Raw genomic sequence first — 20357 nt, forward strand, 5'->3', positions numbered from 1 at the left:
ACCGTAACGGGCAGGTCGGCCGGCCCTCTGATCGGGTGGTGCGGCCGGTCCGCGCTCGATCCGTGGCCGTGGGCGGGGAATGCCGACAGGCAGCCGACAACCGGGTCCACTTGCCGTCCGGCCACAACGCATGCGGAACCGTCGGACCCTGGAAGCCTCACATCTGGGATCTCAGGACATCGACCTCACAGCCCGGCGAACTCGGGTCGAAGCCGTGCTCGACCAGCCAGCGCACGCCCAGCAGGCTGCGCAACGACCACCACGCCCGGATGACGTCGAGGTCGATGCCGGTGCCATAGCCGGCGACGACGTCGCCGAGATGCTCCTGGTGTCCGAGCGTCAAGGTGGCCAGGTCGTACAGGGCATCCCCCCGGCCCGCCTCCGACCAGTCGATGATGCCCGTGATGTCGTCGCCGTCGACGAATACGTGAGCGACCTGCAGGTCGCCGTGCGTGAACACCTCGGCCCACGGCCGCAGCGCGGCCTCGGCGACCCGTCGGTTGTGGGTGACCAGGTCGGCGGGCAGGACGCCGCTCGTCACGAGCCATTCGCACTCGCCGTCGAGTTCCTGCGCCAATTCGTCGAGGCTCCGGCCCGCCCGGCCGGGCCGGGGCGGCAACGGCGCGTCGTGCAATGTCCGGATGGCCGCACCCGCCGCGGCCCACGCCTCCGGCGACGCGGTCGACGGCTCGCCGAGACGGCCGAGGGCCGCCCCCGGGACCGCGGCGAGCGCGAGCACGGGCGGCCTGCGCCACAGGATCTGCGGGGTCGGGACCGGCGCGAGGGCCATCGCCTCGACCTCGACGTCGATGCGTCCCTGATCGGTGTCCACCTTCAGGAACACATCGCCGACGCGCAGGGTCGCACGTTCGGAATGGGCGACGACGACGCTGACTTCGTCCATGGGCGAGCAGTATCCCGGAGGAAGGTCCGCGTCGCCGGGATTATCGCGTGCGCTTGCGCGGCTGACGGCGTCCCCGTTGCCCGGCGGTCACGGCGGCCTCGTGAGTGGCGGCGCCCGCTGACGCGAACCATCGAGGGGTGGTGAGAACCGGCAGTATTCCCACCGCAGTTGCACTCGGCCGCGTGGCAGGATGCGCCCATGGGGACCCAGTTGACGTTGGGGGACAAGCTACGGGCCGAGGTGGGAACGCCGAGGCACTGGAGCCAACTTGACAGCAGCCCGCGCTCGCGGGTGTGGCGCGTCGAGTTGCCGGAGAGAACTGCGGTCGTGAAGCAGGTCGTCGACGGCCCCGACGCCGATGAGCGGTACGCCCGGGAGGTGACCGCCCTGCGGCTCGCCGCCCGGGCTGAATCGCCCGTGGTGCCCGCACTGTTGGCTACCGACCCCGGTGAGCGGGTGCTGGTCCTCGAGCATGTGGATCACCGGCACCCGCCCGCCGACTGGATCGTCGCCTACGCAGCCGCGTTGGCACGGCTGCACGCCACCGCCCGCCCGGCGGACGTGGGGCTACTTCCCCGATGGAAGGGCCCGAGCCAAGCCGACATCGACTCCTTCCTCGGGCTGGCCATGGCTCTGCAGATTCCTGTCGAGCCTGGCGTTGCCGACGAACTCGGTGACCTCGTCCGCCGGCTCGACCAGGCACCGGGGCACGCCCTTCTGCACGGGGACCCCTGCCCTGGAAACGATCTCCACACCGCCACGGGAATCAGATTCATCGACTTCGAGCAGGCGTCACTGGGCAGCGGCCTGATGGAGCTGGCCTATCTGCGTATCGGGTTCCCGACCTGCTGGTGTGTCACGTCGTCGCCCGCGCCGCTGCTGGAACGGGCTGAGCGCGCATACCGCATTGCCTGGCACGCCGAGACCGGGTCCGAAGCCGGTCCCGATACCGGCTCCGAGACCGGCGCCGAGCCCGAGCACGGCCTCACAGAGGCATGCGCCGGCTGGCTGCTCCGCGGCGACGCCCTGGTCGAGCGGGCGCGCCGCGAAAGCATTGACCACCTGGCCAGGATTCCGCACCAGGACTGGGAGTGGGGCACGGCGACAGCCAGGCAACGCCTCGTCCACCGGCTCGGTGTCGTCAGCGAGATGACCGTCGGCCACCCCTCTCTTGGCGGCGTCAGCGGCCTCACCGCTGAGATGCGCCGACGAATGCTCGCTCGCTGGCCCGCGCTTCAGCCGGTGCCTGCGAAACGCCCGTAGAACCGTAGGACCGGAGAGAAGCTGCCGCCTCGTCACCGTCGGCGAGGCGGCAGCCATCTCAGTTGGCCAGGGCGTCAAGCGGCCGCCGGCGTCGATCACCCGGCCCGGCCCGGCCCGGTCAGTCGGTCAGTCGGTCAGTCGGTCAGTCGGTCAGTCGGTCAGGATCTCGATGTACCCGTCGGTCCCGTGTACGCGGATCCGCTGCCCGTCCCGGATCAGCCGGGTCGCCTGCTCCACGCCCACCACGGCCGGCAGACCGTACTCACGGGCGATCACCGCGCCATGGGTCATCAGGCCGCCCACCTCCGTCACCAGACCCGCGATGCCGACGAACAGCGGCGACCAGCTGGGGTCGGTGAACGTCGTGACCAGGATGTCGCCCGCTTCCAGGTCCGCGTCCGCCATATCGAGGACGACGCGGGCCCTGCCCTCGACGGTCCCTGCGGAAACCGGGAGGCCGACCAGCGCCCCGGCCGGCACGTCGTCGCGCCGGTACGCCCCGGTGACGGCCTCGCCGTCCGAGGTGAGCACCCGGGGCGGTGTGAGCGCCTGGTACGAGCGGAACGCCTCCTTGCGCTGCTGGATGAGCTGGTCGTCCACCTGGTGCGTGCGTACGACGTCGTGGAGTTCCTGGAACGTGAGGTAGAAGATGTCCTCCGGCTCAGGCAGGACGCCGGCATGCACGAGGCGCGCGGCCTCCTCCAGCAGGGCCCGCTTGTAGACGAAGTAGCGGCTGACGATGTCGTACTTCGGGTACTCCCGGTATCCGATGAAGGTGCGGACCCGGTCGATCATTCGCTGGGCCTCGTCGGCCTTCTGGTCCCCGTCCGGCAGGGCCCGCAAGCGGGACAGCACGTCCTGCGCCTTTTCCTGCGCCTTGTGCCGTCCTTCCTCGAAGCGCCGCTCGGCGGCGCCCGGTTCGAAGTTCCTGACGTTGTCGAGGATCACCGGCACGAGCGTGGTGGGGCGCTCGCGCCAACGCGGCCGCGTGATGTCGATCTCGCCGACACAGCGCATGCCGTACCGGTCGAGATAGGCCTCGATGGCGTCGCGCGCTTCGGGCCCGCCCGCGAGCTTCGCCAGCTCGTCCAGGAAGCCCTCGTCCTCGACGCCCTGCAGGCCCTCCAGGAACGCCACCACCTCCGGATGCGGGCGGACCACGTCCGCGACGTCCAGCAGCGCGAGGCCCATCTCCGACGTGATGTTGTCGGGGGCGGACAGGGTGAGCGTGTCAGCCGCGTTCTTCTCGCCCAGCCACTCCTGCAGCTTGTCGTTGAGCCACCACGTGGCCTCCATCCCCGCCATGATCACCTTCATGCTCAGCGGGTCACTGAGGACCCGCTTGTGCTCCTTGAAGGCCTCGAGCAGGAAGTCGAACAGCTCCGGTCCGGTCTTGGTGCGGATGTCGAGCTCCAGGGCGGCGAGGGACGCCCGGCTGCGCTCGATCAGCTCGGTGACGACGGCCGGATCGGCCTCGATCGGGGCGGGCGCACCGCCGGGCGACGCACTGCCGGGCGGCGGCCCGGCGGGAGCGGTGTCCGGGAGCGACGGGACGAAATCGTCACGCTCGAGGACGGTCTCCAGGGCGTCCCTGATCAGCGGATCGCCTCTTCCTACGAGGTCCAGGAGGGCGGCGCGGCTCGCGGGCGAGGCCAGCCGCTGGGTGACGTCGACGAAGAGCCTGCCGCCTGCCTCGTGCATCGCCACCATGGCCGTCAGCTGCCACATGGAGAACCCGAGGGGCTTCATGGGGTCGGTCATCATCTGCTGATGGCCGACGGAGACGTAGACGTGATTCTCCTGGTCGCCGGTCTCGGGCACGGGGAACAACGTCGTGATCGGCCGGCTCTGGACGATCTGGAAGTCACCGTCGGCCAGACACCATTCGATGTCCTGCGGGCCGCCGAAGTGCGCCTCGATCCGCCGCCCGAGCTGGACGAGCCGCGCGACCTGCGCATCGGTCAGCGACGGCTGCTCCTGCCGCTGCGAGTCGATCGCCACTTCCTGCGTGCCGCCGTCCGGCAAGGCTTGTACGGCACGCTGTTTGGCGGCGATCGTCCTGGCGACGACTTCGCCGTCACGCACCTTGAAGACGTCCGGGTTCACCAGGCCGGAGACCAGGGCCTCGCCGAGGCCGAAGCCGGCGTCCACGGTGGCGATCGTCCGGTTGCCCGTGACCGGGTCGGCGGTGAACAGGATGCCGGACGCCTGCGGGAAGACCATCCGCTGCACGACCACGGCCATGTGCACCGCACGGTGGTCGATGCCGTTCTGCTGGCGGTAGCTCACCGCGCGCTCGGTGAACAGCGAGGCCCAGCACCGGCTGACATGCTGGAGGATCGCCGCAGGCCCCACCACGTTCAGGTACGTGTCCTGCTGCCCGGCGAAGGAGGCTGTGGGCAGGTCCTCCGCGGTAGCGCTGGAGCGGACGGCGCAGGCGGCCCCCTCGCCGAGCCGGCCGACGCCGCGGGTGATCGCCGCCGCGAGATCGTCGGGAATGGTGATGTCCTCGATGGTCCGGCGGATCTCCGCGCTGAGTGCGCGGATCGCCTCCCGGTCGCCGGGGTTCAGGCGCGACAACTCATCGAGCCGATCGTCGAACGACGGCGCTTGCGCCATCACCCGCCGGAAGGCGTCCGTCGTCACGCAGAAACCGGCCGGCACGCGGATGCCGTCGATCCGTGACAGGCCGCCCAGGTGCGCCGCCTTGCCGCCGACGACTGCGACGTGCGTCTCGTCGGCCTCCTGCAGATCCCACACGTACTGCTCGATCATCGCGCTACCTCCGAGGCAGTCGTGTTCGTGTCCCCTTGCATTGCACCGGCCGATCGAATCACCGGCGCCCCCGGCTCCGTCGCACCTCGTGTCCGGCGCGTCCCGGTCCGTGACTGCCCTGCCTCTGCCGCCCTCGCTGTCGGTGGGATGCCACCGCGTCCCTCATACGTCGCATACGTCGAATACATCGACAACAGCACCCGCACGTCGTGTGCTCCCCATTTCCGCAGGTTGTGGCCTTGAGCGAGGATTGTGCGCCACCACCTGGGCCTTGCCGCAAGCCCCCCTGTGCGCTATAAGTTGAGAGTGGCAAGGAGAGATCTCTCCTTGCCTTTCCTTTTTGCCTCCTGCCGTCCGCCGGGACTGACCAGCTTCCCGCGGAGAGTCGCTGCTCGCGCCGGCCTGGCCGGCACGAGCAGCAAACGCGGCGAGGTCACCTCACGCGACGGCGGTCCCCTCCAGCTCGACCATCAGAGAGGGGGTCGCCAGCCGTGCCACCCCGAGCATCGTGGTCGCCGGCGCCACCCCGGCGCCGCCCAACCGCGAGGCCAGCACGCCGTAGTGCTGGAACAGCACATCGACATCCGTGGTGTAGACACCGAGCCGCACAAGGTTCGCGAGGGACATACCCGCCTCGCCGAGCACGGCCTCCAGATTGTCCAGGCTCAGCGCCAACTGCGCCGCCATGTCACCGTCGTGCAGCGGCTTGCCCTCCCCGCTCATCGCGGTCTGCCCGGCGCAGTACAGGGTCCGGGTGGGCCCGGAGAGACGACCTCGCCCTGGTTGTAGCCCAACTCCACCGACCACGTCCACGGGTTGACCGCCATTCGCTCCACAGCCACATCAGCTCCATTCGATACGTCGACAACAGCACGTACGTCCAACGGCCAGGCAACCGCCCACCGCCGACGTCGTGTTGGGAGCCTCCCGACGCATACACGACATCCTGTGTCACGTATGCCATGAAGATCTCCGCATGCGCGCCGACCGGTTGGTTTCGCTGGTGCTGATGCTGCGCCGGCGCGGTCGGCTGTCCGCGGCCACGCTGGCCCGCGAGCTGGAGGTATCCACCCGCACCGTGCTGCGCGACATCGAGGCGCTGTCCGCGGCCGGCGTTCCGGTCTACGCCGAACGCGGTCGGCACGGCGGGTTCGCGTTGTTGCCCGGTTTCCAGACCGAGCTCACCGGACTGAACCACGACGAAGCCTTGGCCCTGCTGGTCGCCGGATCACGGCGCGGCGCGCAGGTGTTCGGCCTCGGCTCGGCGCTCGCTTCGGCCATGCTCAAGGTGGTGGACGCGCTGCCCGAGGACTATCGGGACACCGCGGCCGACGCGGCGCAGCGACTGCTCATCGACCCGGAAACCGACCTCCTCTCGCGCCGCGTGGCCGCTGAGGAGATACCCGACACCATCGTGGCCGAGGTCCGGCGCGCAGTGTTCGCCGGACACAAGCTGCGCATCCACTACGCGGCGGTGGACCAGGCCCCGAAGTGGCGCACGGTGGACCCGATCGGCCTGGTCACGGTGCACGACCAGGGCTACTTGCTGGCCACGATGTCGGGCGCCGACCGCACCTACCGGCTGTCGCGGGTGATGGCCGCCGAGGAACTCGACGAACCCGCACAGCGACCGGACCGGGTCGACCTGGACCGGGCCTGGCAACAACGCAGCACCCAGTTCCGCACCGGCGGTGACCAAGTCGCCGTGCTGGTACGGGTAGACCCGGCCCGGCGCGACGAGCTGACGGCCACCGCGCTGGCCGTCCGCTCCGAAGAGACGGACGCAGACGGCTGGTTGCGGCTCGAAGCCACCTTCCAGGACCCCCGCCACGCCGAATGGGCCCTGTGGCAGCTCGCCACGAACGCGGAAGCCCTGGCCCCGCAGTGGCTGCGCACGTCCTTGCGTGACCGGGCCGTGGCGATTGCATCTTGCTACGAGGAAGCCCCTTGAGAGCTGTTGTGCCGAGCTGCATGCCAGGCATTCCGGGGGCGCCGATGACAGCGCAACTGCCTGGGCCGAGGTAGGGCCGGACCGTCTGGTGAACAAGCACAAGAGACCGGGGTATCGATGACGGGCCAGATTTTGAGGGAAGTTGAGGCGTGCTTGCAGGCCCTCTCGCGGGTACGCAGCGCTGTTCAGCGCTGTCACCCGGGTGCTCAAGGGCTGGCCAGCATCCTCCATCTGTAGCCGGCCAGCATCCTCCATCTGTAGCCGGCCAGCATCCTCCATCTGTATCGGTCGCGAGCCCTGGAGAAGGCCGGTCGTATCCGGGAAGGTGTTGAATACCACGTCCACGGTTCTGGATGCCTTTTCATTGAGTCCAGTGGAGCCGAGGTGGACGTGGACTTCCTAGAAGAAGGGACTGAGGTATTTGATGCCTGGAGGGTCAGAAGGCTTTCGATAAGCGTCGGTGAAGAATCCACGGAAAGCCTGGAAGAAATCGTTTCCGCGTGTAGAAGTTTGGTCGCGCTGGGACGATTGTCGGAGCTGCGCAACGGATGGTTTTCGACAGCGAATTGACATGAAGGGCCCCCTCTTCCTGCAGCTCATGCAGAGGGGCTTCGCGGTGCTTTGACGGCAACGTCAGCGGACGACGGCTGCGGTGGACGGGGCGTCCGGAGGTGATCTGGCTCAGGATGCTGCCGAGGGTGTCGATGGCCTGACATTGGAGTCGGAATCGGACGTGGGCGGGGACGCCGCCGCGGAGTTCTTGAAGGAACTCCATGTCGAAGGAGCCGGGTCCAGGTCGGTGCGCATTCCGGGCGGGTTGGGGCAGGCGATTGCCGGATGGGAGTACCGTCCAGGCGCGGGGCGGCTACCGTCGTCCCGAGTCCAAATGGGCTGTGCAAAACTGGATTTCGGATCATTGGCCCGAACTAGGAGGCTGGAGAGATGAGCTTCTCTGTGTCGTTCAATCCGGCCGTGCCGTCTGGGGCTGTGGCTCCTGCTTCAGCTTTCCTGCTGTCTAGAGGAAGCGTCTGAGCCAGGATCCGGCTGGGGATGCACCGAGGGTTGCCCACACGCTCCGGCGACGACACATCCAACACCTGTGGATGGGAGTGCGGCCGTGGCCGCCACACCAACGACACCTCCAGCGAAGGCGCCAAGCCCCTCGCCTGCGCGGTGGCTGGTGCGGCGATGGGCGTGTGAAGCACGGGCTGTCACCTGGAGCGCATTGCCGCAAACCCGCGTCCCGGCTCTGCTGGGGGATCCAGGGGGCGGTCGTAGGCCGGCTGTTGTCAAGGTGTCCGGGGCAGGAGAGCGCCGAGGATCAGCTGTACTTGGCCGATCAGGTGTTGTTGATCGAACGTGCCGGGGTCGGTGAGCGCCAGGCGGCCGAAGTGTTCCGCGCAGGCGACGAGTGCGTGGGCGAGGACGCGTGCATCGAGCTGCGGGGTGGGGGCCGGGGCGCTCTGGTCGGCCAGGGTGCGTGAGATCCATGCTTCGACCCGTTGCCGGAACCGTTCCCTGTCCGCCTCTACGCGGTCCCGAACGACCGTGGGCATGTTGCCCGGAGGCATCAGGATGAGCCACCACGTGTCCGGGTCCTGGTGGAGCATCGAGGACATCCGGCGCACCGCTTCGGTGGCGAACTCGGCCGGGGCGCGCGCACCTTGCGGGTCGGGAACGGTCTCCAGCAGGGCGTCGAATGCGCGCGCCTGTTCCCGGTCGAGCAGGGCGCTCAGCAGGGCATCGAGATTCACGTAGGCGCCGTAGACCACCGACCGGGCCACGTCGGCCCTCTTCGCGATGGCGTCGATGGAGACCCGGTCGTAGCCGTCGTGCACGATCACGGCGAGGGCGGCGTCGAGCAGTTGCTCGCGGCGCTCCTCGATCGGGACGCGTGGAGCGTAGGGGCGGCGCTTGCGTGGCCTGTCGGCGGAAGAAAGAGGTGCGGACACCTTGGCAGTTTACGACATGCGTGTCTTAATTTAAGACAGCAGTGTCGTAAGTGACGGCGGCGTACGCCGCGAACGCATGAGGGAGCGTCTCCATGGCGAAGCTGAAGCGCAGCGAGGTCGAACCGCACGAGGACTACGGCTTCTTCGGCCCGGGCTCGGTGGTGTGGAAGGTCTGGAGCTATCCGACGGCGCCCACGGTGGGTTTCCAGCGGTCCGTGGTGGTGGAGGAACTCGACCCGCCGCTGGTCGCCGCCGTCCACGCGACCCAGGGCATCTACCGGCGCTCCCGCACGCGCTACGACCGGACGCTGAAGTACTTCGCGATGGTGGCCTTCGCCGGTTCCAGGGAGGTGTGCAAGGCCGCGGACGTCCTGGTCAAAGTCCATTCCAAGGCGATCGGCCATCTCCCGTACGGCGGCGGGACCTACGATGCCAACGACCCCGCCTCGCAGCTGTGGATCCAGCTCACCGGCTGGCACTCGATCCTCTACGCGTACGAGAAGTACGGGCCCGGGAAGCTCTCCGCGCAGGAGGAGAAGGAGTACTGGGAGGCCTGCGCTCTCGCTGCCGAACTGCAGACGTGCTCCCCGGACGACGTCCCCCGCAGCCGTGAAGGGGTCCGGGCGTACTTCGAACGCATGCGCCCGCAGCTGTCGGCCAGTCCCATTGCCCGGCAGGCCATGACTCACCTGCTCAGGACCGAACTCGTACTGCCGCCGGTGCCTCGCTGGGCGAAGCCCGCGAGTTGGGTCGTCGCGAAGGCGCAGCGGATCGCCACGATCGCCACCATGCCGCGCTGGATGCGCGAGATGGCCGGGATCCGGCAGTCGCGCCTCCTGGACATGCTCATCGTCCCTGTCATGAAGGTGTCCTTCGCGCTGGCACACCTCAACGGCCAGGTGGAAATGGGCCTGTTGTCGATGATCTCGCCCTCCACGGTCCCGGTGGTGGCGCCGATCAGGCTGGGTATTCCTCCCCGCAACAAGGAAGTGCTCACCCCCGCACAGGCCCGCGAACGCCACGGGTACGCCAAGCCCGCCGAGGCACATCTCGAATTCCGCGACCGGCAGGCCGCACGCGTCTTCGGTGACGGCGAGGCCCCCAGCGAACAGGGGCTCATCGAATCCCAGGAGGTCCTGGGGCCGCTCTCCTGACCAGTCGGCCGAACGGCCGGGGTGTTCAGCCGTGCCCCACATGGGCTTCGTAGTGGTACTCGGCCTCACTCACCACGATCCGGGCGCCCTCGTATCCTCGGTACCGCCGTACCCGCCACCCCGGAGGTATCCGATGACCGGCTCACACACACCGGACCGACCGGACAAGGCCGTCCCGCAGGCCGACGCGGCCGCAGCCCTGACGGAACGCCTGGCCGAACAGCTCGGCAGCCGGCCCTCCGTGACAGGTGTCTTCGGTGAACCCGTCACCAGTGGTGGAGTCACCGTCATTCCGGTCGCGGAGTTCGCCTTCGGATTCGCCGGGGGCAAGGGCCCCGAAGCCGGGGCTCCCCACGCCGGTGAAGGGGGAGGCGGAGTCGGCGCCCGCGCCCGCGGTTACATCGAGATCAAAGACGGCACCGCCACCTACAAACCCATCCGAGCGCCCTGGGCGAACGTCGCCGTACCGCTCGCCGCCCTCTTGACAGGAACCGTCGTCCCCCTGCTCGTTCGCCGTCTCGCCAAGCGCCGCCCTCGCTGAACAACGCGGCAGATCTACAGCTTGGTACGTGAACCTGCCTTCGTAGGGCGGGAGACCTGGCAGATGCGTTGTGTTGTCGTGCCTGACCGCGTCGGTGGGCCGTGCTTTGGCAGGTCCGCTGCGACGGCCCGGGTACGCCTTCGTGCCCGGGCCGTCTTCCCCCGTATCCGAAAGGCTGCGGAAGCGGGCGGAACCGCAAGTGCGTCAGAACTTCCCGCAGTTGCCCGTGGCGGGCTTGCCTGCGAACCGGTCGTTCAACCAGTTCGCCGCATTGCCGGAGGCGCTCAACGCCCCCATGGCGTGGGCGCCGACCGGAGTGAACGCGATCAGGTCCCGGAACTCGGCGCTCGCGCCCTTGGCGCACCAGTCCTTCGCCAGCTGTTTGCCGTTCTCGTAGGGGATGGCGTCGTCGAGGAGAGCGTGTTCGACGAGGACGGGCATGGACGGCTTCGCCTGGCCGATCCGGTTCTCCGCCACGATCTTGTCGAACGGGGCCTGGTTGAGATACGCCGAGACCGGCCGCCCGTCCTTGGTCAGCGTGCTGGACTGGGTGAACATGTACGACGTGACCGCGCCGATGGTGCAGGTCTTGCGGGCCGCCTCGAAGAGCTGCTTGCCCTTGTCGTTGGCCAGGTTCTCGACGATGCCCGACTCGGGATAGCTGGTGTTGATGCCGATGAGCGCGTAGCCGAGGAAGGCGACGTACAGCCCTCCGTCGAGGGACTTGGCGAGCTTGGCCTTGTCCGCCGGGGCGGCACCGGCGTAGGCGCCCTTGATGTCGAGGTCGGGCGCGTAGCTGGAGGCGAGTTCGGCGGCCGATGCGGCGCCTCCGCCGCCTTCCGAGTAGCCCATGATGCCGAGCGGCCCGTCGGTGGGCAGGCCGGTGCCGGGCAGTCGTTGGGCGGCGCGCAGTACGTCGAGCACGGTGTGTGCCTCGGACAGCCGCATCACGTACGCGTGCTCGCCGGGCGTGCCCAGGCCCTCGTAGTCGGTCTGGGCGACCGCGAAGCCCTTGCCGAGCAGGGAGTCGACGAAGGTGTTCTGGAAGGTGGCCGCGATGTCGCCGGAACTCTCACCCGCGAGGGTCTTGGACGGTGCGCACTGATCGCCCATGCCCGCGGTGAACGGTGCGTAGGCGACGACGGGGCGCGGACCGGGCCCCGCCCAGGCCTTGTCGGGCACGATGACCGTGCCGGTGACAGCGATCCGTTTGTTCTTCGCGTCCCGGCTCAGATACATGATCCGGGTGGCTTTGGCGTTGCTGTACTGCGAGGGCTGCGACTTGATGACGTCGCCGTTGGCGCCCGCGGGCAGCGGTGACGGCGGGGTGTAGAAGTCCTCGGCGGGGCCGGCCTGTGCGGCACCGACGAGGAGTGCGGCGAGTAAGCCCGTGGTGGCGAGCGCGGCGCACACCCTGGCGAGCAGCCGCTTGTGCCGGCGGTGGGATCCGGGCACGGAACACTCCTCGGTGAGCGGGATGGTGGGGATTCGTGAGCTGGCTGGCGCCCAGGAGGCCATGCGCCACTTCGATGTCGGCGCCAGCGTCGAACCGCGCTACGGGGGGTGTCAACGCCGCCCTACGAGCCCACCGCGACCCCACCGGAAACCCCTGCCCTGGCATACAAAGAAGCCCGCGCGCTTTGGCGCGCCACTGCGCATCCGCCGCGTCGGGGCGCTGACATCCGGTCTCGGCTCAGGCTTCGGGGCCGGGACCGGAGCCCGTTGTCGGCGACGCCGACTGCGCTGAACCGGACGCTGGTGTCGACGAGTTCGACGAGTTCGACGAGTTCGGTGAAGAAGGCGGTGAGGATCACCCAGGTCCGCCGGCGCCGAGGACCCGGAAGAACGGGCGGGCAGAGGCGAGCAGAAGCGCCTCTGCCCGGCTGGATGGTGCGGTGTTACGCCGATGTGCCGCCGGGGCCGACGAGTTCGCCGTCCCGCGCGACGACGCGGCCGCCGTGCACCACCAGGTCCCGCTGCGGGGTGTCCACCACCACCTGGGGCTCGCACTCGCCGCGGACGAGGACGAAGTCGGCCGGGGCGCCCGGGCGGAGATCGGCGTGGTCCAGGCCCATGACGTCGGCGCCGCCGTGCGCGGCCACGCGGTAGCAGTCCGCCAGTTCGTCGTCGAGGCGCACATCGGTGACCCAGCCGAGGAGGTGCGCGCGGTGCAGCATGTCGGCGTTGCCGAACGGGCTCCACGCGTCCCGTACACCGTCCGAGCCGAGACCCACGCGTACGCCGTGCTCGCGCAGCTTCGCGATGGGCAGGACGAGGGAGTCGCTGGGCGCCACGGTCGTCAGCGCGATGTCCAGGTCGCCCAAGTCGGCTGCCATCCGCGACAGTTCGGCGTCGGACAGGCCCGGCAGGCAGAAGACATGGCTGACGGTGACCTTGCCCTGCAGGGACAGCGCCCGGGTCCTGTCGATGATGGCGCGCAGCACCGTCAGGCCCTTCTCGTCCCGGTCGTGCAGGTGGATGTCCACACCGACCCCGTGCCGGTCCGCGAGGCCGAAGAGCAGGTCGAGCTGCTCGTCGAGGGCGTGGTCGAAGCTGATCGGATCGATACCGCCCACGAGGTCGACAGCCCCGGACGCGGCGGCCTCCTCCAGGAGTTCCGCGGTGCCGGGTGCGCGCACCACGCCGTGCTGGGGGAACGCCACGACCTGCACGTCGAGCGCGTGCCGCAGCCGTTCGCGGGCCGCGCCCACGCCCTCGACACCGGCCAGCTCGTAGGCGGGCGCCACGTCCACGTGGGCACGCATCGCCCGGGTGCCGCGGGTCACGGCATGCGCCATCAGGCCGTACGCGCGCTCGCCGACGGAGCGGCTCTGGGTCTTGAACAGCTCCACGTCCTGGGCGACGTAGTCGGCGATGCCGCTCGCGGGCTTGCGCGTCACCCAGGACCCGCCCCACGTCGTCTTGTCCGGGTGTATGTGGGCGTCCACCAGGGAGGGCAGAGCCATGCGCCCGCCGCCGTCGATCACTTGGGCGCCCCTGGGGGCGGGCCCGTCAGTGATCCGGCCGTCGACCACCGTGAGGTCCACGGCGGCACGGGCGCCGAAGGGGCGGACATTGCGGAAGACGGCGGTGCCGGAGTTCCGCGAGCCGGCAGCGCCTGCCGTGCGCTGCGCGTCCGCGGCGGCGGAGGAGGTGGCGGCGGAGGCGCTGGCGGGCAGGGCGGTTCCGGCGCCGGCGAGAGCGGCGCCGACGAGCATGCCGCGGCGGGACAGGGGCGTCATGAGGAGCTCCTTGAGGGGAGGGGGAAGGGGGGGGGGGCAGATGTGCAGGAGAGACGCTCGAAATGGGCGTTCGCGACGGACGTTCGGGACGCAGGCATTCGGGCATCCGGGCCTCCGGGCATTCGGGGAAGATCCGCGGGACGGTGCGGTCGTCCCGGGTCAATCGGAGGATCGGACATCGATGCCCGAACGGACCACGCGCACCGGCGACTTGAGAACGGTGACGTCGGCCAGCGGGTCGCCGTCGACGAGGACCGCGTCCCCGGCGAAGCCCGGCGCGAGACGGCCCGCGTGGCGTTCCAGGCCGAGCAGCTTCGCGGCGCCGGTGGTGGCCGTGCGGATCGCGTCGAGGCCCGGCAGGCCCGCCGCGCGCATCAGCTCGACTTCGCGGCCGATGGGGTCGACCTCGCCGCCGGAGGAGTCCGTACCCGCGGCGAGCGGTACTCCCAGCTCGTGGGCGGCGAGTACGGCACGCTTGAGGACCGGCAGATAGGTGCGGCCGCGCTCGGCGAGCACCGGGTCGGCGGACTCGGCGAGCCCGGCGATGGCGGTCAGGGTCGGCGTGAAGTACGTTCCCCTGCGCAGCATTTCGTGCAGCGTGTGCTCGCCAATGTACGTACCGTGCTCCACCGAACGGACTCCCGCCATGACCGCGTCGTGGCAGCCCTTCTCGCTGTAGCTGTGGCACAGCACGCCCTTGCCGCCGCGCCGGGCGGCCGCGACGACGGCGGACAGCTGCTCACGGTCGTACACCTGGGTCAGCGGGTCCTGCTCCGGGAGCCCGGCGCGCTCGTTGACGCGGGTCTTGATGGTGTCGGCGCCGCGCGCGAGGTTGATCTCGACGACACGGCGGAGTGCCTCGGGGGAGCGCACTCCGTCGTGCAGCCGGGCGAGCGGGGTGAGGTCGGGGTCGGCGAGGACCGTGTCGCCGAGGTCGGGTGTCACGAACACACCGGCGGCGCGCAGACGGGGCGCCGCATCCGGCACCTGGCGGGCCAACTCCCGTACGGCGATGTCCTGGTAGAAGTTGGTCGAGCCGCTGCGGGCCGTGGTCGCCCCCTTGAGGACGGCGTCGCGCGCCTCGGCCGCGGTGTTGAGGTGGATATGCGCCTCGACGAGCCCGGGCAGCACCCAGCGGCCGTGCGCGTCGAGTGTCTCGACGCCCTCGGGGACCCTGGTCCGCCCGCGCGCACCGGCGGCGCGGACGACACCGCCGGCGATGACGACCACAGCGTCCTCGGTCACCTCGCCGGTCGCCGGGTCGAGCAGCGTGCCGCCCTCGATGACCAGGTCACCGCCCCGTGTCCCGTCAACAGGCCGTGCGCGCCCGGGAGTTGCGGAGGTCTGCGGCGCAGTGGCGGACAGCGCGGCCGTGGTGCCCGCGAGTGCCGCCGCGCCCGCGAGGACGCCGCGCCGGGTGAGCCGGGCGGAGGGGGGCGGGGTGGACTCGACGCACATCTGGCGGCTCCAGGGGCAGCAGTAGCGGAGGGACGCGTCCGCCATTTTGTATACCAAGGTGAGGGCGCCCGCAAGGAGACCGTGGATATGTCGACGTTGTTTGGGTGCTATAGGTGGAATGTCGAGTGCTCGTGAGGCTGGTGGTATACAGAATTTCCGTGCCGGGGGAAGGCCTCAGCGGCCCTGGTGCGCGCCTTCCACGCCGGTCCCCGCGCCGCCTGCCATGCCTGTCTCCGCACCTGGCGCACCGTCCGCACCGTCCGTGCCCTCCGCACCGCGCTCCTCGAAGAGCGAGCGCAGGGCCACCGCCCGGCTGTCCCGGACGTGCAGCAGCGTGCTCGCCGCTGCCGTCTCCTCGTCGCCCGCGGCGATGTGCCGGTACAGGAGGTGGTGCTGGGCGCGCATGTGGTCCGGCTCGGCGCGCAGCCCGAACAGTAGCTGCAGCTGCCAGCTGAGCTGCTCCATGGTGCGCGCCAGGAGCGGGTTGCCGCTCAGCGCGACGATGCCCTCATGGAACGCGGTGTGCGCGGTGACCTCACGTGGCCCGTCATCGGTCCGCGACGCGTCCTCGGCGTGGTCGAGCGTGGCCCGCAACTCGGCCAACTCCGGCAGTTCGGCGGTGCCCGCGGACCCGTCGGATGCATGGGCCGACACCCGGCGGGCCGCGAGGCGCGACGCCTGGACGGCCAGGGGCTCCCACACCTCGTACAGGTGCCGGACGTCGGCGCGCTCCAGGCGGCGCACCCGCACCCCGCTGTTGGGCAGCAGCTCGAGCAGCCCCTCGGCGACGAGTGCGCGCAGGGCCTCGCGGACGGGCACGCGCGACATCCGCAGCTCCTCGGCGACCTCGCGCTCGATCAGGCGAGCGCCCAGCGCGTAGCGGCGGTCGACGATGCGCTGCCGGACGGCCTCGCGCGCCTGCGCGCTCAACGACGTCTGTTCCGTGCTGCCCGCCACGAGCCCCGTCCTCCGTTCACCTCACCCCGGCCGTCCGCGACGGCTGCTGTGCTGTGGAGGATACGGCGCGCGGAACGGGCTCCCGTGCGGGGCGCGCTTTGTGAGGCGTGCGCGGGCCGGGCGGCGCCGCTGGAGGCATCCTGTGTGGAGCCGTACCGGAGCTGCCTGCGGCGGGTTCAGTCGGTGGCCGTCAGTGCGGCGGGTTCAGTCCGTGGTCGTCGCGGCGAGGACGGCGATGCGGCGGCCGTCGGGGGCGAGGGCCGCGATGCCGAGGTCGCTGTATTCGTTGTAGAACCACTCGCTCTCCGCCTCGAAACGGAACCAGGTGCAGGACATCGCCCGGCGCTGCACCTCGGCCCAACTCGCCCCGGCCGGCGCCCCACTGAGACCGCCGAGCGACTGCCACGCCCTGAGCCGCCCATAGGCGCCGTACACGCCGGTGCCGAAGCCGGCACCGAGCGAGGCGAGAAGGAACAGCGCGCCCCAGACATCGGCGGCGGAACACGGCGCGACCTCGAAACGGCTCGTGTCTTCCAGGCCCTCCAGGCACTCGGCGGGCAGCCCTGCCAGGACCGTCGGCAGGTCGTGCGGCTCGATGGGTGCCGTCGCCTCGTACACCTTCACCTCGAATCCGCCCCACCCGCCTGCTGTCGGGGCAGCGGCCATGCGCTCGTGCAGGTCCGGGGTGCTGACCTCACGCAGCGAAGCTACGGGAGTGCCGGTCCAGGCCGCGGGGCCGATGGTCCGGCGGCCGTCTGCGGGTAGTTGGGGCATCCCGTCGTACGCGCCGGTCCGGTAGCCGCGGCTGGGGAACCGCAGATCCCGCTCGAGCCCGGTGCGCCGCAGCGGCAACCAGGCCAGCGGGTGCGGGTTGTAGGCCTGGTCCCGGTCCCAGTGGCCGGCCCATCCCGCGATCTCCGGAAGAGCCATCACGTCGGTGCCGCGCAGGACCAACTCCTGGGCGAGGCAGGGCAGCAGACTCCGCAGCGGACTGAACAGGCTGCTGGTGTCCCCGGTGAAGGCGAACGCCAGGTCGGCCGGGCGCTGCGCCTCGGCGAGGAGGGACGCCAGGAACGGCAGCTGGCTGCGAGGCCCACCCTGCGACGTACGGTCCGCGTCGGTCAGCCGCAGCAGCTCGGCGACGGACTCGCGTCCCGGGGTGAGCGCCAACACCCTTACCAGATGCTGGAGGTGGCGTTGGAGTTCGTCGAGCGTGGCCAGGGCCTCGGCGCGGCGCTCCATGAGTGCGTCGCCGAGGTCGCCGACGTAGGTGAAGTTCTGTTCCCTGGCGTGTTTCTCCACGGCGTCAGTCAGCCCGAACGTCGAACCCGCGGCGACCTGACCTCGTATGTCCTCCTGCATGAGGACCGACCCTACGACGCGCTCCCGCGGCGTGAGGCCACCGGGGTCTCTGGTCCCCGCGACGGGAGAACCTCACTCCGCAGGCCTCACCCCGCCCCGCAGGCTTCACCCCTTGGGCGCCCGCGCCCTGGTGCGCAGGTTCAGTGCGTCGTCCTCCACCTCCACCTGTACGAGACTGCCCGCGCTCAGCTGCCCGTCCAGGAGCAGCCGGGAGAGCCGGTTGTCGACCTCGCGCTGGATGGCGCGGCGCAGCGGGCGGGCGCCGTACTCCGGCTGGTGTCCGCGCCGGGCGAGCCAGTCCACCGCGGCCGGGGTGAACTCGACGGTGATGTCCTGGGCGTGCAGTCGGCGCCGGGTCTCTTCCAGGAGCAGGTCGGTGACCTGGCGCAGCTGTTCGTCCGTCAGCCGGCGGAAGATGACGATCTCGTCGACGCGGTTGAGGAACTCCGGCCGGAAGTGCTCGCGCAGCGGCCGCAGTACCTGCTCGCGCCGGGCCTCTTCGTCGGCGTCGGAGTCCATCGCCCGGAAGCCCAGGGCGCCGCGGCCCGTGAGGGTCTCGGAGCCGAGGTTGCTGGTCATCACGATGACGGTGTTGGTGAAGTTCACCGTCCGGCCCTGTGCGTCGGTGAGCCGTCCGTCGTCCAGGACCTGCAGCAGGGTGTTGAAGACATCGGGGTGGGCCTTTTCCACCTCGTCGAGGAGCAGCAGAGAGTACGGGTGACGCCGCACGGCCTCGGTGAGCTGGCCCGCCTCCTCGTGGCCCACATATCCGGGCGGTGCTCCGACGAGCCGGCTGACGGTGTGCCGCTCCTGGAACTCGCTCATGTCCAAGCGGACCATCCGGTCCTCACTGCCGAACAGTGCCTCGGCCAGGGCCCGGGCCAGTTCCGTCTTGCCCACGCCGGTGGGGCCCAGGAAGAGGAAACTGCCGATCGGCCGGTCGGGGCTCGCCAGGCCGGAGCGTGAGCGCAGCACGGCTTCGGACACGGCACTGACGGCCTCCTCCTGCCCGACGACCCGCCGGTGCAGATGCTGTTCCAGACCGAGCAGGCGGTCCTTCTCCTCCTGGGTGAGGGTGCTGACGGGGATGCCGGTCTGCCGGGACACCACCTCGGCGATGTCGTCGGGCCGTACCTCGACGTTCTCTCCGTCGCCCGGTTCCCGGTCCTGCCCGGACTCGATCGTGCGGGTCAACTCGACGATGCGGTCGCGCAGTTCGGTGGCGCGCTCGTACTGCTCCGCCGCCACCGCCTGGTCCTTGTCGCGGGTGAGCTGCTCCCTCTCGCGTTCAAGGGCGCGTATGTCCGTGCCCTTCGTGCCGGCCCGCAGCCGCACCCGGGCCCCCGCCTGGTCCATGAGGTCGATGGCCTTGTCCGGCAGGAAGCGTTCGGTGAGGTAGCGGTCGGACAGCTCCACCGCGGCGAGCAGCGCCTCGTCGGTGTAGCACAGCTGGTGGTGCGCCTCGTAGCGGTCGCGCAGGCCGCGCAGGATCTCCACCGCGTCCGCGGCGCTCGGCTCCGCGACGAGGATCGGCTGGAAGCGGCGGGCGAGGGCCGCGTCCCTCTCGATGTAGCGCCGGTACTCCTCCAGGGTGGTCGCCCCGATGACGTGCAGTTCGCCCCTGGCGAGTGCGGGCTTGAGCATGTTGCCCGCGTCCATCGAGCCGCCCTCGGAACCGCCGCCGGCCCCGACCATGGTGTGCAGTTCGTCGATGAAGACGATCAACTCGCCGGAGTGCGCGGTCACTTCGTCGATGATGCCTTTCATCCGCTCCTCGAAGTCGCCGCGGTAACGGGTGCCCGCCACGACTCCTGCCAGGTCGAGTGCCACGACGCGGCGGCCGGCGAGGGTGTCGGGCACGTCGCCGTCGGCGATCCGCTGGGCCAGCCCTTCCACCACGGCGGTCTTGCCGACGCCCGCGTCACCGATGAGCACGGGATTGTTCTTGCCGCGCCGGGAGAGCACCTCGATGGTCTGCTCGATCTCTTCCTCGCGGCCGATGACCGGATCCATGAGGCCTTCCCCGGCCCGTGCGGTCAGGTCCCTGCCGTACCGGTCCAGGGTGGGCGTGGTCTGCTGCCCGCCGGTCTGCTGCTGCTCGGCGGGCCCTGGCTGCCCCGGGGAGGCCTGCGGGGCGGCGCCCGGGTCGAACCGGGCCGCGTTCAGGATGTGCCCGGCCGCGGAGTCGGGGTTGGCGGCAAGGGCCAGGACGATGTGCTCCGGGCCGATGTATCCGGCGCCCACGACCCTCGCCGCCTCGTGCGCGTCGAGCAGCGCGCGTTTGACGGCGGGCGTGAGCGCCACCGCCCGCGGGGGTGTACCGCCGTCGCTCTCCTCGGTGCGCCGGTCGATCTCGGCGGCGATCTGATCGGGGTCGGCGCCCGAGCGCTCGATCAGGCTGCGGGTCGGTTCGGCGCTCAGTGCCGCCCGCAGCAGATGCTCGGTGGCCAGATTGCTCTTGCCGTGCTGGGCGGCGTAGGAGGCCGCCGTGGCCACCAGCTGCCGCGCGGGCCCGCTCATGAGCCTGCCGATGTCGATCTGCCGTCGCCCGCTGCCGAGGAACCGGGCGAAGACCTCCCCGAAGGGATCCTGCCCGAAGCCCTCGGGTCCGATGAAACCGCTGCTGCTCATGACCGCCCCTTCCGGGATCCCGGCCGACCGGGACGCCCTGGTGCGTGGTCGTGCCGTGCCTGTCCCGTGTGCCCCACGGGCCGCTCATCACTCATTGCTCTCGCAAGTCGGAACAGGAAGGCGGAACAGGAAGTGGGGACAGCCCCCGGGAAGCGGTGCGGCGCCGG

At 70.3% G+C, this 20357-nt stretch carries 15 protein-coding genes and 1 pseudogene; 6 read left to right on the forward strand and 10 right to left on the reverse strand.

All coding sequences use genetic code 11. The features are described 5' to 3' along the window. Positions 1-157: 157 nt before the first annotated feature. A complete protein-coding gene (locus ACFQVC_RS08125; RefSeq protein ID WP_381828111.1) occupies positions 158-904 on the reverse strand; it encodes a phosphotransferase family protein in 747 nt (248 codons plus the stop codon). A 198-nt stretch (positions 905-1102) separates the two neighbouring features. On the opposite strand from ACFQVC_RS08125, the gene ACFQVC_RS08130 reads away from it, so the two are divergent. After that, a complete protein-coding gene (locus tag ACFQVC_RS08130; protein WP_381828113.1) occupies positions 1103-2167 on the forward strand; it encodes an aminoglycoside phosphotransferase family protein in 1065 nt (354 codons plus the stop codon). 150 nt (positions 2168-2317) lie between these two features. Here the strand turns inward: ACFQVC_RS08130 and rph are convergent, their stop codons facing one another. Further along, the gene (gene rph, locus ACFQVC_RS08135) at positions 2318-4942 is read right to left on the reverse strand and encodes a rifamycin-inactivating phosphotransferase (protein WP_381828116.1); all 2625 of its coding nucleotides are present in this window, start codon (positions 4940-4942) and stop codon (positions 2318-2320) included. A gap of 438 nt (positions 4943-5380) precedes the next feature. Further along, positions 5381-5778 (reverse strand): annotated as a pseudogene (locus ACFQVC_RS08140) (RidA family protein). A 140-nt stretch (positions 5779-5918) separates the two neighbouring features. On the opposite strand from ACFQVC_RS08140, the gene ACFQVC_RS08145 reads away from it, so the two are divergent. The 3 genes from ACFQVC_RS08145 to ACFQVC_RS08155 all read left to right on the forward strand — a co-directional run bounded on the left by ACFQVC_RS08145 (position 5919) and on the right by ACFQVC_RS08155 (position 8093). Continuing rightward, the gene (locus ACFQVC_RS08145; protein ID WP_381828118.1) at positions 5919-6893 is read left to right on the forward strand and encodes a helix-turn-helix transcriptional regulator; all 975 of its coding nucleotides are present in this window, start codon (positions 5919-5921) and stop codon (positions 6891-6893) included. Positions 6894-7172: 279 nt separating this feature from the next. After that, positions 7173-7463 carry a DUF6896 domain-containing protein gene (locus tag ACFQVC_RS08150; protein WP_465270588.1) on the forward strand — a complete coding sequence of 97 codons (291 nt, stop codon included), beginning with the start codon at positions 7173-7175 and terminating at the stop codon, positions 7461-7463. A 492-nt stretch (positions 7464-7955) separates the two neighbouring features. Next, the gene (locus ACFQVC_RS08155) at positions 7956-8093 is read left to right on the forward strand and encodes a hypothetical protein (protein ID WP_381828120.1); all 138 of its coding nucleotides are present in this window, start codon (positions 7956-7958) and stop codon (positions 8091-8093) included. A gap of 89 nt (positions 8094-8182) precedes the next feature. Here ACFQVC_RS08155 and ACFQVC_RS08160 read toward each other — a convergent pair whose 3' ends face one another. Further along, positions 8183-8845 (reverse strand): TetR/AcrR family transcriptional regulator, encoded by a 663-nt coding sequence (locus ACFQVC_RS08160; RefSeq protein WP_381828122.1) that lies wholly within the window; start codon positions 8843-8845, stop codon positions 8183-8185. Between the two features lie 92 nt (positions 8846-8937). Here ACFQVC_RS08160 and ACFQVC_RS08165 point away from each other — a divergent pair, with 92 nt between their 5' ends. After that, on the forward strand, positions 8938-9999 hold the full coding sequence (locus ACFQVC_RS08165) for an oxygenase MpaB family protein (RefSeq protein WP_381828124.1): 1062 nt from the start codon (positions 8938-8940) through the stop codon (positions 9997-9999). Positions 10000-10132: 133 nt separating this feature from the next. After that, a complete protein-coding gene (locus tag ACFQVC_RS08170; RefSeq protein WP_381828126.1) occupies positions 10133-10540 on the forward strand; it encodes a GerW family sporulation protein in 408 nt (135 codons plus the stop codon). Positions 10541-10744: 204 nt separating this feature from the next. On the opposite strand, the gene ACFQVC_RS08175 is transcribed toward ACFQVC_RS08170, so the two are convergent. The 6 genes from ACFQVC_RS08175 to ACFQVC_RS08200 all read right to left on the reverse strand — a co-directional run bounded on the left by ACFQVC_RS08175 (position 10745) and on the right by ACFQVC_RS08200 (position 20190). Beyond that, positions 10745-11995: a lipase family protein gene (locus ACFQVC_RS08175; protein WP_381828128.1), complete on the reverse strand. Its 1251-nt coding sequence runs from the start codon at positions 11993-11995 to the stop codon at positions 10745-10747. 443 nt (positions 11996-12438) lie between these two features. Next, entirely contained in the window at positions 12439-13782 is a 1344-nt protein-coding gene (locus ACFQVC_RS08180) for an amidohydrolase family protein (protein WP_381828130.1), read from the reverse strand. Between the two features lie 159 nt (positions 13783-13941). Continuing rightward, positions 13942-15240: an amidohydrolase family protein gene (locus tag ACFQVC_RS08185; RefSeq protein ID WP_381828335.1), complete on the reverse strand. Its 1299-nt coding sequence runs from the start codon at positions 15238-15240 to the stop codon at positions 13942-13944. A gap of 174 nt (positions 15241-15414) precedes the next feature. After that, entirely contained in the window at positions 15415-16197 is a 783-nt protein-coding gene (locus ACFQVC_RS08190; RefSeq protein WP_381828132.1) for a GntR family transcriptional regulator, read from the reverse strand. A gap of 204 nt (positions 16198-16401) precedes the next feature. After that, entirely contained in the window at positions 16402-17559 is a 1158-nt protein-coding gene (locus ACFQVC_RS08195) for a DUF6183 family protein (RefSeq protein ID WP_381828135.1), read from the reverse strand. Between the two features lie 105 nt (positions 17560-17664). Then, positions 17665-20190, reverse strand: coding sequence for an ATP-dependent Clp protease ATP-binding subunit (locus ACFQVC_RS08200; protein WP_381828137.1), 2526 nt, complete (start codon positions 20188-20190; stop codon positions 17665-17667). Positions 20191-20357 lie beyond the last annotated feature (167 nt).

The organism is Streptomyces monticola, from assembly GCF_042665355.1.
Classification (GTDB): domain Bacteria; phylum Actinomycetota; class Actinomycetes; order Streptomycetales; family Streptomycetaceae; genus Streptomyces; species Streptomyces monticola.